Origin of the sequence: Brevibacterium litoralis, from assembly GCF_040212315.1 — a bacterium.
GTDB classification, from domain to species: Bacteria; Actinomycetota; Actinomycetes; order Actinomycetales; family Brevibacteriaceae; genus Brevibacterium; species Brevibacterium litoralis.
In genome coordinates, this window is sequence record NZ_JBDIUY010000025.1 from 79,841 (window position 1) to 92,880 (window position 13,040).

Annotated in this window: 11 protein-coding genes; 7 read left to right on the plus strand and 4 right to left on the minus strand. The window is 71.2% G+C overall.

Translation table 11 applies throughout. The features are described 5' to 3' along the window. Nucleotides 1-94 precede the first annotated feature (94 nt). The 4 genes from AAD496_RS14880 to AAD496_RS09370 all read left to right on the plus strand — a co-directional run bounded on the left by AAD496_RS14880 (nt 95) and on the right by AAD496_RS09370 (nt 4,724). On the plus strand, nt 95-1,315 hold the full coding sequence (locus tag AAD496_RS14880; protein ID WP_433913751.1) for an FHA domain-containing protein: 1,221 nt from the start codon (nt 95-97) through the stop codon (nt 1,313-1,315). A gap of 120 nt (nt 1,316-1,435) precedes the next feature. Further along, the gene (locus AAD496_RS09360; RefSeq protein ID WP_349828413.1) at nt 1,436-1,909 is read left to right on the plus strand and encodes a bifunctional nuclease family protein; all 474 of its coding nucleotides are present in this window, start codon (nt 1,436-1,438) and stop codon (nt 1,907-1,909) included. Between the two features lie 167 nt (nt 1,910-2,076). Next, nucleotides 2,077-3,477, plus strand: a complete 1,401-nt coding sequence (locus AAD496_RS09365; RefSeq protein WP_349828414.1) for a class II 3-deoxy-7-phosphoheptulonate synthase — start codon at nt 2,077-2,079, stop codon at nt 3,475-3,477. Nucleotides 3,478-3,683: 206 nt separating this feature from the next. Next, complete coding sequence (locus tag AAD496_RS09370; RefSeq protein ID WP_349828415.1) at nt 3,684-4,724, plus strand: threonine aldolase family protein; 1,041 nt, start codon at nt 3,684-3,686, stop codon at nt 4,722-4,724. 6 nt (nt 4,725-4,730) lie between these two features. Here AAD496_RS09370 and pknB read toward each other — a convergent pair whose 3' ends face one another. Further along, on the minus strand, nt 4,731-6,728 hold the full coding sequence (gene pknB, locus AAD496_RS09375) for a Stk1 family PASTA domain-containing Ser/Thr kinase (RefSeq protein WP_349828417.1): 1,998 nt from the start codon (nt 6,726-6,728) through the stop codon (nt 4,731-4,733). A 15-nt stretch (nt 6,729-6,743) separates the two neighbouring features. Next, entirely contained in the window at nt 6,744-8,027 is a 1,284-nt protein-coding gene (locus tag AAD496_RS09380) for a lytic transglycosylase (RefSeq protein ID WP_349828418.1), read from the minus strand. A 216-nt stretch (nt 8,028-8,243) separates the two neighbouring features. Here AAD496_RS09380 and AAD496_RS09385 point away from each other — a divergent pair, with 216 nt between their 5' ends. Beyond that, nucleotides 8,244-8,603, plus strand: a complete 360-nt coding sequence (locus tag AAD496_RS09385; RefSeq protein WP_349828426.1) for an Rv2175c family DNA-binding protein — start codon at nt 8,244-8,246, stop codon at nt 8,601-8,603. A 199-nt stretch (nt 8,604-8,802) separates the two neighbouring features. Here the strand turns inward: AAD496_RS09385 and AAD496_RS09390 are convergent, their stop codons facing one another. Both AAD496_RS09390 and AAD496_RS09395 read right to left on the minus strand, forming a co-directional pair. Beyond that, complete coding sequence (locus AAD496_RS09390; protein ID WP_349828420.1) at nt 8,803-9,987, minus strand: polyprenyl synthetase family protein; 1,185 nt, start codon at nt 9,985-9,987, stop codon at nt 8,803-8,805. Beyond that, nucleotides 9,984-10,559: a hypothetical protein gene (locus tag AAD496_RS09395; RefSeq protein WP_349828421.1), complete on the minus strand. Its 576-nt coding sequence runs from the start codon at nt 10,557-10,559 to the stop codon at nt 9,984-9,986. The genes AAD496_RS09390 and AAD496_RS09395 overlap by 4 nt, the downstream gene beginning before the upstream one ends. 26 nt (nt 10,560-10,585) lie before the next feature. On the opposite strand from AAD496_RS09395, the gene dinB reads away from it, so the two are divergent. Both dinB and AAD496_RS09405 read left to right on the plus strand, forming a co-directional pair. Further along, nucleotides 10,586-12,049, plus strand: a complete 1,464-nt coding sequence (gene dinB / locus AAD496_RS09400) for a DNA polymerase IV (RefSeq protein ID WP_349828422.1) — start codon at nt 10,586-10,588, stop codon at nt 12,047-12,049. A gap of 182 nt (nt 12,050-12,231) precedes the next feature. After that, complete coding sequence (locus tag AAD496_RS09405; protein ID WP_349828423.1) at nt 12,232-12,669, plus strand: DUF3040 domain-containing protein; 438 nt, start codon at nt 12,232-12,234, stop codon at nt 12,667-12,669. Nucleotides 12,670-13,040: the final 371 nt, after the last annotated feature.

Here is a 13,040-nt window from a genome sequence, read left to right on the forward strand (position 1 = left end):
CCCGAGTGACCGGGCAGGGTACGTCGTCCCACGTGGGTCGACCGGGCACGGATACGGCAGCTGATACGTCACGAGTGGAAAGCGAGGGGGCCTGATGTCACAGCAGCACTATCCTCAGAACGATCCGGGCGCGGCTCAGGCTCCGCAGACCGGCAACGAGGAGGGCGCGCGCGAGGCGAAGCCCTTCCCCTTCAGCCCCTGGGCCCCGGAGAACGCGCCGCAGGCGCCGGGTACCGGGCAACAGGGTGAGCAGGGCGCGGGCGAGACCCCGCAGTCCGGTTCCGCTCCCCAGCCGTGGCAGCAGGACGCCCCGCAGTCCGGTTCCGCTCCCCAGCCGTGGCAGCAGGACGCCCCGCAGTCCGGTTCCGCTCCCCAGCCGTGGCAGCAGGACGCCCCGCAGCAGGCGCCGCAGTTCGATCAGGGTCGGCAGTTCGGACAGGGTCAGTTCTCCGAGCAGGGCGAGGCCCGGTTCGACCAGGCCGCGCCGTCCGACGGGAACCCGCAGTACGGTCAGGGTTCCGCTCCCCAGCCGTGGCAGCAGGAGGCCCCGCAGCAGCAGGCACCCCAGGCGCCGCAGTTCGGTCAGACCCCGCAGAGCCCTCAGTTCGACCAGGGTCAGCAGTACGGTCAGAACCCGCAGTTCGACCAGGGTCAGCAGTACGGTCACGGTTCCGCACCGCAGCCCTGGCAGCAGGAGTCCCCTCAGCAGGCCGCCCCGCAGCAGTGGCCGCAGCCCGCGCCCGCCCCCGACCAGCAGTCCTGGCAACAGGACCCGAACGTCTGGCAGCAGGATCCGCAGGCGGGCCAGGCCCCGGCACAGCAGTGGTCGGATGCCCAGACGCCGGTGACCCCGGCCCAGCCGCAGCCGCCCGTCGATGTGCAGGGTCAGCCCGGTGGTGCGCCGCAGGGTCAGCCCGGCTCGCAGGGTCCGCTCACCACCGGTGACTACGTCATCACCGACCCGCGCACCGGTGAGGTCCACGCCGTCCCCGACCTCGCACAGTTGCAGGAGACCGACGCGCTCCTCGTCGTCGTCTCCGGGCCCGACGCCGGTGCCCAGATCCTCCTCGACACGGACGTCGTCACCGTCGGCCGCAGCCCCAACGCGGACATCTTCCTCGACGACGTCACCGTCTCCCGCAAGCACGCGGAGTTCGTGCGGACCCCCACGGGCTTCACCCTGCGGGACACCGGCTCGCTCAACGGCACCTACGTGGGCCGGCAGCTCATCGACTCCATCGACCTGCAGAACGGTGCCGACGTCCAGATCGGCAAGTTCCGCATGATCTTCCAGCAGCGCCCGCGCACCTCCTGAGCGTTCTCGCGACCGCATCACACCGCCCGGTGACCTCCCAGGTCACCGGGCGGTGTGCGTCTGCTCTCCCTTCGGCCGTGGGCGCCTCGCGGCGTCGGGGTGGTCCGATAGGGTGGAGGCATGGCACCCATTCCAGTCGAAGTCGTCGGTGTGCGGATCGAGTTGCCGGCCAACCAGCACGTGTTGCTGCTCAAAGCCGTCCACCGTCCGCACTACCTGCCCGTGTGGATCGGTGCGGCGGAGGCGAACGCCATCGGGATCGCCCAGCGGGGTCTGGCACCGCCACGCCCGCTCAGCCACCACCTCATGCTCGACATCCTCGAGTCCTACGGTGCCTCTCTCGACCAGGTCGTCATCACCGGTCGTGAGGGACATTCCTTCCTCGCTGAGATCCGGACCTCGGACGGGAAGACCATCAGCGCCCGTCCCTCCGACGCCGTGGCCATGTCGCTCATCGCCGACTGCCCGGTCTACGCGGAGGAGGAGCTCGTCAAGACCCACGGCATCGAGGCCCCCGACGCCGACGAGGACGAGGTCGACCGGTTCCGGGACTTCCTCGACCACGTGTCCCCGGAGGACTTCGAGGGCTCCTGAGGGGCTCCTCGGGCACGCCTTCCCCGCGTCCGGGCGCTCGACCCACCGACCGCGGACCCGCCACGTGACGGACCGACCTGCGCCGGGTCCGGGGTGTGGTGCATGATACGTCCACCGGATCGAGTGATCCGGCGACCATACGCACATTCCGACACCGAGGACGTACCGTGACTCTCGACGTCAGCCCCGTCTACCAGACGGCGGGCAACCTGGAAGCCAGTGACGAGACCGTGGCGGGCCTGGACGCCTGGCGGTCCATGGACCCGCTCCAGCAGCCCACCTATCGTGACGCGGCCGAACTCGAGGCCACCCTCGACCGTCTGCGCAAGTACCCGCCGCTCGTGTTCGCCGGTGAGGCCGACCACCTCAAGGACCGGATCGCCGCCGCGTCGCGCGGTGACGCCTTCGTCCTCATGGGTGGGGACTGCGCGGAGACCTTCGCGGACGCGACGGCCGACAAGATCAGCCGACGGATACAGACGATCCTGCAGATGGCCGCGGTGCTCACCTACGGCGGTTCCGTACCCGTCGTGAAGCTCGGCCGGATGGCCGGGCAGTTCGCCAAGCCGCGCTCGGCCGACACCGAGACCCGGGACGGGGTCGAACTGCCCTCGTACCGCGGCGACATCATCAACGACCACCCCTTCACGGAGGAAGCCCGGCGTCACGACCCGGCCCGGCTCGTGGAGGCGTACCAGGTCTCGGCGTCGACGCTCAACCTCATCCGCGCCTTCACCACCGGTGGCTTCGCGGACCTGCGACTCGTCCACACGTGGAACCGCGGTTTCCTCGCCTCGAACCCCAACTACCAGCGGTTCGAGGTCATGGCGCAGGAGATCGACCGGGCCCTGAAGTTCATGGAGGCCTGCGGGACCGACTTCGGTGCGATGAAGCAGGTCGAGTTCTTCGCCTCCCACGAGGCGCTGCTGTTGGAGTACGAACGGGCTCTCACCCGGATCGACTCCCGGACCGGTGCGCCCTACGACACCTCCGGCCACTTCCTGTGGATCGGGGAGCGGACGCGGCAACTCGACTCCGCCCACGTCGACTTCCTGTCGCGGGTGCGCAACCCGATCGGTGTGAAGCTCGGGCCCACGGCCACCGCCGAGGACGCGCTGCGGCTGGCGGAGAAGCTCGATCCCGAGGGCGAACCCGGACGCCTCACCTTCATCACCCGGATGGGCGCGGCGGGGATCCGTGAGCACCTGCCGACCCTGCTCAAGGGTGTGGGCAACGAACTGCCGCACGTCACGTGGATCTCCGATCCGATGCACGGCAACACGATCACCTCGCAGAACGGCTACAAGACCCGCCGGTTCCAGGACATCATGGACGAGGTGGCCGGGTTCTTCGAGGCGCACGACGAGGCCGGGACGGTCCCCGGTGGTCTGCACATGGAGCTCACCGGCGACGACGTCACCGAGGTGCTCGGTGGCGCCCAGGAGATCGACGAGGAGGGACTGCGCCGGCGCTACGAGACCCGCGTCGACCCGCGCCTCAACCACGACCAGTCCCTGGAGATGGCCTTCAGCGTCGCGGAGTACCTCAAGGCGCACCACACCTCCTGAGGTCCACACCTCCTGAGGTCCTCCCCGCGGACACCACCCAGGGTGACGGCGGGGGACCGCTGATCGTTGTCGACCTCGACGGATTGCCCGGGGTCGACCCGGGTTTCGGGAGGTCCGAGGGGACGGGATATGTTGGATCCCGTCCCCTCGGGCGTCCGGCGACCCCGGACGTCCTCGACCTTCCTGAACCCAGGAGTCCCCACCCCATGATCGATCTGCGATCCGACACCCTCACCCTGCCCACCGAGGACATGCGCGCCGCCATGCTGCGCGCACCCGTGGGCGACGACGTCTACCGCGAGGATCCGACGATCAACGCCCTGGAGGAGAGGGTCGCGGACCTGTTCGGCATGGAGGCCGCGCTCTACTGTGCGTCCGGCTCGATGACGAACATGCTCGGGATCGCCGCCCAGGTACCCCGGGGCTCCGAGGCACTGTGCGAGTCCCAGTCGCACATTGTGCGGGCCGAGTGCGGATCCCACGCGGCACTCGCCGGTGTCACCACCCGCACGTGGGTCTCCCCGGACGGCACCTTCGACGCCGCCATGCCGCTGTCGATGGTGAGCGAGCCGCGCGGGTACAACCAGGTCGGCACCACGGTGATCGAGGTCGAGAACTCCCACAACTTCGGGGGCGGCCGGGTCGCCGACATCGACCAGTTGCGCACTCTGTACTCGGCCACCCGTGACCTCGGCGTGAGCGTCCACGTCGACGGCGCACGACTGGGCAACACCGTCGCGGCGACCGGCATCTCCTTCGCGGAGTACGGTGCGCTGGCCGACTCCGTCTCCCTGTGCCTCTCGAAGGGTCTGGGCGCACCCGTCGGGTCCGTGCTCGCGGGCTCCGCCGAGGTGATCGAGGAGGCACGTCTGCTGCGCAAGCGCTACGGCGGCGGCATGCGCCAGGCCGGGATCCTCGCCGCCGGGTGCCTGTACGCCCTCGACCACCACGTCGAACGGTTGACCGAGGACAACGCCCACGCCCACGACATCGCCACGGCCGTGGCCGAGGTCGCCCCGGGCGTCGTCGACCCGGCGGTCGTCGAGACGAACATCGTCTTCTTCGACTTCACGGACACCCCGGTCTCCGGGACGGACTTCGCCGCGGCCGCCGAACGCGAGGGCGTGCGGACGACCGCGATGAGTTCTCAGAAGGTCCGGATCGTCACCCACCTCGACGTGAACGCCGACGACGCGCTCAAGGCCGGGGAGATCCTGGCCCGCACGGCCCGCGACCTCCTCGCCTGACCCGGGTCAGGCGCCGCCGGAGCCGTCTGCCGGGCGCTCGTCCGGGTCGCCCCCGTCGCCGGAATCGGGGGCGGCGGCCGGGCCGGTGCTCACCGTGAGGATGACGAGGGTGTCCTCCTCGACGTGTTCGCCCGCGGCCGGGTACTGGGAGACGACCTTGCCGGCGGGGACGGAGTCGTTCGACTCCTCCTCGCGGGCGACCTTGAGGCCCTCCTTGGTGAACTTGGGCCAGGCGCTCTCGTAGTCCAGGCCGGTGACGATCGGCAACTCGATCGTCTCGACCCCCTTGGACACCGTGAGGTCGACCCCGGTGTTGGCCTCGACCTCGGAACCGGCGGCCACCGACTGGTCGATCACCTGCCCGGCGGGCACCGTCGAGGAGAACTCCTCGGTGACGGCACCGGCGACGAGGCCGTTCTCCCGCAGGGCCTGTCCGGCCTCCGCCTCGGTCCGACCGCCGAGGTCCGGGACCGCGAAGAGCTCCACGCCCTTCGACACGTAGAGGGTGACCGGGGAGTCAGCGTCGAGTTCGGTGCCCGCTGCCGGTTCGATCCGGACGACCTTGCCGGCCGGGATCTCGGAGTCGAACACCTCGTTCGTCACGGGGTCCAGACCGGCGCTCTCGACGGTGGACTCGGCATCGGCGAGTTCCTGGCCGGCGCTGATCGCAGGGACGTCCGCCGTGCGCGGACCGAGGGTCGAGAACCCCCAGCCGGCGAGCCCGAGCGTAAGGACGGCGGCGGCGAGTACGAGCAGTGGCTTCTTCCGGGCCCGGCGCGGGTGGTGCTCGTCGGTGGCAGGCATGCCGACCGCCGCGGCGTCACCGGCGATCCCGGCCCTGACCTCGACGGTGTCGCCCGCCTCGTCCGAGCCCACGGACGCAGCCGCAGCCGAACCCGTGGTCGCAGCTGCCGCTGAACCCGCACCCGCAGCATCCTCCGGACCCGTACCCGTACCGGTGCGCTCGTCCGGACCCGTCGCCGGATCCTCCTCGGAGGCGAGGTACGGGATCTCGTCCGTGCCGGAACGACCCGAGGGTGTCGGGTCGGCGGGCGCCTCGGCGGCGTGGGCCTCGTCCTCGACGGGGATCGTCGCGGTGATGACCGGGGTGCCGGGGGCGGGTGCCGGTTCGTGGCCGGTGGGGGAGAGGTCGAGGTCGGCGTGGCTCATCTCCGCGCGGGCCTCGGCGAGTGCCCGGCGCAGCTCGGTGGCCGTCTGCGGGCGGTCCTCGGGGTCGCGGGAGGTCGCCCACAGGACGAGTGCGTCGAGCAGCGGGCTGAGTTCGGGCACGAGATCCGAGGGGGCGGGCACCTCGTCGTGCACGTGGCGGTAGGCGACCTGGATGGGCACCTCGTCGGTGTAGGGCTGCTGGCCCGTGAGCATCTCGTAGAACATGATGCCGAGCGTGTACAGGTCCGTCCGGGCGTCCGCGCCGGCGCGGGTGACGAGCTCGGGGGCCACGTACCCGACGGTGCCGATGAGCGTCTTCGTCGTCGTCGAGTTGCTGATGCTGCGGGCCAGCCCGAAGTCGGCGAGCTCGATCCGACCGCCGACCCCCAGCAGCACGTTGTCCGGCTTGAGGTCGCGGTGGATGAGTCCGGCGGCGTGGACGGCCTCCAGGCCGGCGAGCACCGAGTCCATGACGACGATCGCCTGGCGCGGCGTGAGCCGCCCGCGGTGTTTGAGCTCCTTGCGCAGGGTCACCGAGGGCAGGTACTCCATGACGAGGTACACGACGTCACCGTCGGTGCCCTGGTCGGTGACGGACACGAGGTTGTCGTGGTCGAGCGACATGGCGGTGAGCGCCTCCCGCCGGAAGCGCTCGACCATCGTGTCGTCGCCCGCCAGGTGGGCGTGCATGACCTTCACCGCCACCTCGGTGTCGGCGGCGAGGTCGGTGGCGCGGTAGACCATCGCCATGCCGCCCCGGGCCACCACCGCATCGACCCGGTACCGTCCGTCGAGGACGAGTCCCAGGACGGGATCACGCAGTGAAGTCGTCATCGGATCATCCGTTCGTCAGGCGTGCCTGTCCTTGAGCACCTGGATGTTGCGGACATAGCTCTTCGTGTCGGTGTACATGCCGTGCTCGCGGACGGAGCCGAGACCCTGGTAGTACCCGGCCAGCGCCTGCGACTCGTCCTCGGCGTTGGCGAGCAACCACCGGAGGATCGCGACCCCGGCGACGATGTTGTCCCCGGTCTCCAGCAGGTTGAGGTCCTCGCCGGTGAGCGCCTCGGCCCAGTCACCGGAGGTCGGGATCACCTGCATGACGCCGATCGCGTTGGCCGGGGAGACGACCCCCTGCTGGAAGCCCGACTCCTGTTCGGCCACGGCGAGTGCGAGTGCCGGGTCGACGCCCATCTCGGTCGCCGTCGTCTCGATCATCTGCTTGGCCTCGTCCTTGCTCGGCAGGTCGAGCTGCTGGAGCGTGTGCTTGTTCCGCCGGGCGGAGTCGTGCACCTCGTCCGGGTACTCCCGGCCCTCGAAGGACTTGGGCAGTTGCGGCAGTTCGTCCTCCGGGACGTCCTCGGCCGCACGGCTGCTCGTCGCGCCGTTGCCCGACAGCGCGAGCACCTCGCCGATGTGGATGACGGTCGACGAGCCCATCGCGTTCGCCTTCTGCAGGTCCGCGACGGTCGTCCCGTACTTCTCCGCGATCCCGCCGAGCGTGTCCCCGGCCTTCACCGTGTGGCCCGAGGGCGCATGGGCCGTCTCGTGGTTCTTCTCCGGCAGGCTGAGCACCTGCCCGATCCGGATGTGGTCGAGGTCGGTGATCCCGTTGAGCTCGACGAATGCGGGCACGGACACCCCGTACTTCGCGGTGATGCCGAGCACGGAGTCGCCCTCCCGGACCTGGTGCGTCCGCCCGCCGTGGCTCACCGGGACCGCCTCGGTGACGGTACCCGAGGTGAAGCCCGGCGTGAGCGGGGTCAGCTGCCGCTGCCCCGGGGCGTGGTTGCCGGCCGGCGCCTCGGGGGCGTGGGCGACGGTGTCGGTGGTGTCCGCATGGGCGTGCGTGGCGGGCCAGGTCGTGCCGGTGAGGGTGGACCCGGCGAGGACGGCGGCGGCGAGGAAGGGGGCGGTCGCCCGGACACCGGACGTGTCCTTGGTCTCTTTCACCGTCTCCTGGCCCGTCCCCGTGGCGCCGGTCGGCGCGGGGCCGTCCGGGGTCGCCCGGGACGGACGCTGCACCGCACGGTCGTGCTGGGTCGTCCGGGTCGGCCGGTCACGCGGGGTGGTCCGGTCACGCTGGGGGCCGGTACGCCGGGCGAAGGCCGGGCGAACGGTCGACGAGCTCATGGGTCACCTGCAGTTCATAGGGGGGAAGCGGGCTGCGGGGGCCTGGTACGTGTCCTCACTCTACGGAAACGCGGGCCCGCAGCCCGGGCAGGCGGGCTCCGGCGTGTCGTCCGCGGGCGTGGGTGGACGCCTAGACTGGTCCGCGTGAGTGAAGAGAACGGTGTGAGTGAAGAGAACGGTGTTGTCGAAGACGCCAGTGTCATCGAGAACGACGGTGTGAGCGAGGGGGCGGGGCTCGACCTCGTCGACGAATGGCTGACCCTGCCCGACATCGCGGAGGGCACCGGCCTGGGCATCTCGAAGGTGCGCCGACTGCTGGAGGAACGCGCCTTCGTGGGGGTGAAGACCGGCAGCCCGAAGGTGCTGCGCGTCCCGGCCGCGTTCATCGTCGACGACCGCCCGGTCAGGCACCTCAAGGGGACGATCCACGTCCTCGAGGACGCCGGGTTCACCGACGAGGAGGCGATCGTGTGGCTGTTCACGCCCGACGACACCCTCCCGGGCCGCCCGATCGACATGCTGCGGGCCGACAACAAGGGTGAGGTCCGCCGCCGCGCCCAGGCCCTGGCCTTCTGAGTGGCTCCGCCTGAGGCGCTCTGTCTGAGGCCCTTCGCGGGCACGGAGCCGCCCCGTGTGGGCACGGGCCCGTGAGTGCGAGGAGGATGTCGTTCGACAGGGCAGATGTCTCGTAGTCATGCAGGACTGCGAGACATGAGTCCTGCGAAACGACATCGTCCTCGCAATCACCCGCGTCGACTTCCGTCGCGTCGGGAGATCAGGCGTCGCGGAATGTGAGTTTCCCGACGTAGGCGTCGAGGAGCGCGCGGTCGGATCCACCCAGACCCACGAGCCCGGACAGGTCGGACAGGCCGGTCCGGGCTCGCTCGGTCTCCACCCGGATCTCCTCCTCGAAGCGGGCCAGTGCCCCGGAGTCACGGACGATGTCCGCCAGTGCCGACACCTCGGCGTCGGTGAGGTCCGGCGCCCCGAGGCGGGCGGCGAAGTGCGCGGCCGCCGCCGGGTCCCCGGCCGCGTGGAGTGCCGAGAGCGCGTACCCGACGAGGACGGTCTTCTTGCCCTGGCGCAGGTCGTCGCCGGCGGGTTTGCCGGTGCGCGCGGGGTCGCCGTAGACGCCCAGTTCGTCGTCGCGCAGCTGGAAGGCGCGGCCGAGCGGCAGGCCGAAGGCCGAGAGCGCCCGCAGGAGTGCGTCCCCCGCGGCCGAGGCGCCCTCGGCCTCGGCGAGACCGAGCGCCGCACCGAGGAGGAAGGGCTGTTCGACCGAGTACTTGGCGGACTTGTAGGTGAGGACCTCGTAGGCGCGGGCGGCGATGTCCTCCCCGGTGCCGGGATCCCCGTCGGCGGGGACGGCCTCGAGGCGGACGTCCAGGTACTGCCCGACCATGACGTCGCGGCGGAAGTCGTCGTGGGCGGCGAGCACCCGGGGATCGGCGAGGCCGGGCAGGCCGGAGCGGGTGTAGACCTCCTCGCTCAGTGACAGGCAGAGGTCTCCGGCGATGATCCCGGCTCCGGTGCCGTGGAGGGCCGCGGAGCCGGACCAGTCGGCCGCGGCGTGGGCGGCCCGGAAGTGGGCGTGGACGGCCGGTGCACCCCGCCGGGTGTCGGAGTCGTCGATGATGTCGTCGTGGACGAGCGCGGCGGCGTGGAAGAGCTCGACGGAGGCCGCGACCCGGGCGATACCGGGCAGATGCGCGTGCTCGGCCACCCGGACGCCGCGCCCGAGCTCGTAGCCCCACCATGTCGCCATCGCCCGGATCCGCTTGCCCTTGGCCGCGAAGGACCGGACGGGATCGAGGAGCTCACCGGCGACGGGGGAGATCCCGGCCAGGAGTTCCGCGGCACGGTCGAGTTCCGCCTCCAGGGCCTGGTCGACGTGGGCGACGAGCGGGGCGGGATCGGTGAGAAGGGGAACCGGGGCGGACCCGGGGGAGTCGGGCGTCACGGGACGACCACGCCGCCGACGGTGACCAGGTGGACGCCCTTCTCACCGGGCTTGCCGGAGACACTCACCGAGACGGTCTGGCCGTTCTCGACCTCGTGGAAGGTCTGGCGCAGCACGCCACCCATCCAGGAGCGGTCACCGACGGGCTCGAAACCGGCCTCGCCGAGGGACTCGACGTAGAACTCGATGATCGGGTCGGGGTGTTCCTCGGTCTCCATCACCAGGCTCGCCGAGACCATCCCCTCCGGGATCTCCTGCTGCTCGACCGGCTCGGCCGTCGGTTCCTCGCCGGGGACGGCGCTCGGTGCGGCCTCGGCCTCCGGGTCGGGCTCGGCGAAGGACGACTGCACGATCGTGCTGTCCGGGAACTGCTCGATGACCTCCGGGAAGTCGGCGACGATCGCGCCGTGCGTGACGGAGACCCCGGGCACGGTGGCCGAGCGCGGCTCGCTCGTCGTCTCGACGGCCGAGGGCGTGGGCGCGGGATCCTCTCCCTGGTCGGGGCCTGTGCAGGCGGCCAGCAGCAGGGATCCGGCGAGGACCGGGAGAAGAAGACGAGAGGCGGGTACCATGCCGCTCAGGATACCTGGGGAGGGCGATGAGCCGAAAGCAACTGGCACGCTCGGGCGGGGACCTCACGACCCTGGGCAGCGACGACACCGGGTGTGTGATCCTGCACCTCGACATGGACTCCTACTTCGTGTCCGTCGAGCTGCTGAGCCGTCCGCACCTGCGGGGCCGCCCCGTGATCGTCGGCGGGTCGAGCGGCCGCGGGGTCGTCGTGTCCGCCAGTTACGAGGCCCGCGAGTACGGCGTCCACGCCGCCATGCCGATGGCCCGCGCCGTCGGTCTGTGCCCACAGGCGGTCGTCATCCCGCCCTCCCGGGGCCTCTACGGGGAGTACTCCCGCCAGGTGTTCGACATCATCGGCCAGGTGACGCCCACGTTCTCGAAGGTGAGCGTCGACGAGGGGTTCATCGACGTCTCCGGCGCCGTCCGCCGCCTCGGGTCGCCCGCCCGGATCGCCGCGGACCTGCGCCACCGGATCCGGGAGCGCACGGGGCTCGTCGCCTCCGTCGGGGTGGCGGCGACCCTCGTCGTGGCCAAGCTCGCCAGCGGCCGGGCCAAGCCCGACGGTCTCCTCGTCGTGCCCGCGGCCGAGGTCGACCGGTTCCTGCGCCCCATGCCCGTCGAGGCGATGCCCGGCGTCGGCGCCCGGACCCAGGAGACCCTCGCCCGGTACGGGATCCGCACGATCGGCGACCTCGCCGACACCGACCGGCACTGGGCCGGCCGCACCCTCGGCGCCTGGGGCCACACGCTGTGGGACCACGCCCACGGCATCGACGACCGCGACATCCACGGCGGGGCCGTCAAGGACCACAGCGTGAGCGCCGAGCACACCTTCGAGACGGACCTCACCGACCTCGACCGGATCGAGAAGGAGCTCCTCCGCCTGGCCGACGACGTGGCCCGCCGCCTGCGGAAGGAGGGCAAGACCAGTGCGTCCGTGGGACTCAAGTACCGGCTGCCCGACTTCACCACGCTCTCCCGGTCCGTCACCCTGCCCGCGCCCACCGACCTCGCCGCCGAACTCCACGGCGCCCTCCTGCCGGCGCTCCGCAGGCTCTTCCGCGAACGCCCCGGCGGCGTGCGCCTGCTCGGGCTGCGCGCCTCCGGGCTCGTCGACCTGGCCGCGAGCGGACGTCAGACGACGCTCGACCTCTTCGCGGACGGTCCCGCGCCGTCCGCGTCGTCCACGTCGTCCGGTGCGGGTTCCCCCACCTCCGATCCATCCGCCGCCGAGGCGCCCCGCCCGGGGGCCGACCACCCACACTCCGCCGCCGCGCCCGCTCCCGCGCGGCCGCCGGCCCGGAACCCGGAAGGGCGCCGTGAGGCGGAGGTCGCCCTCGACGCGGTGCGGGCCCGGTTCGGCACCGGGGCGATCGGCGCGGCCTCGCTGTTGCCGGGCCAGGACGAGGATCCCGAGACCGACCGGTTCGACCCGCACGACGCCTCCCGGCCGAAGTTCCGGGGACGGGCCACCCGGCCGGAGGAGTGAACGGCGTGTATCCCACCTGGTAGTCGGCTGCGAACGGTGACCGAATCGTCACACCCGGGATGCCGAGCAGGGGTCGTGGCGACTATCATGGGTGTGCGTTCAATCCACGGAGCGGGGAACACGTCCCGGCGCCCGTGAAGGATGCGTCAGTACGCCGAGGTGATGACCACGAGGGGGATCGGATGCCACTCTCCGACCACGAACAGCAGCTGCTCGACCAGCTCGAGAAGCAGTTGCGCAGCGAGGACCCTCGCTTCGCCCGGTCGATCGCGGACACCGAGGCGCGGGAAACCGCGTCCGCCGGTGGCCAGATCTCGGCCAAGCGGTTCGTCATCGGTGTCCTCATCGCGATCGGTGGCCTGGTCGTCACCGTCGGAGCGATCCTGCTCGGGATGCCCTGGGCGGTCGTCGGAGGCGTCGCCGGGTTCGCCCTCATGGTCGCCGGTGGTTGGTACATGATGGCCGGTGGTGGCGCCGAGAAGGCGGAGACGAAGGACGGCAAGGCCGGGAACAAGGGCTCCGGCGCCAAGGGGACTGCGGGCAAGCCCGCCCGCCCCGCCAAGAAGGGCTTCATGGAGAACATGGAGGACCGCTGGGAGAAGCGCAGCCGCGGCGAGTGACCCCACCCCACACCTACGACCCGAGCCCCCGTCGCGAGCGCGAAGGGGGCTCCGTCGTATCCGGGGGCAGCGATCGGGACGTGGACGCGCTGTGTGGTGTGGCCGCGCTATTCGATCGAATAGCGCGGCCACACCACACAGCGCGTCCACGTCCCGATCGCTGCCCCCGGATACGACGGAGCCCCCTTCGCGCTCGCGACGGGGGCTCGGGTCGTAGGTGTGGGGTGGGGTCACTCGCCGCGGCTGCGCTTCTCCCAGCGGTCCTCCATGTTCTCCATGAAGCCCTTCTTGGCGGGGCGGGCGGGCTTGCCCGCAGTCCCCTTGGCGCCGGAGCCCTTGTTCCCGGCCTTGCCGTCCTTCGTCTCCGCCTT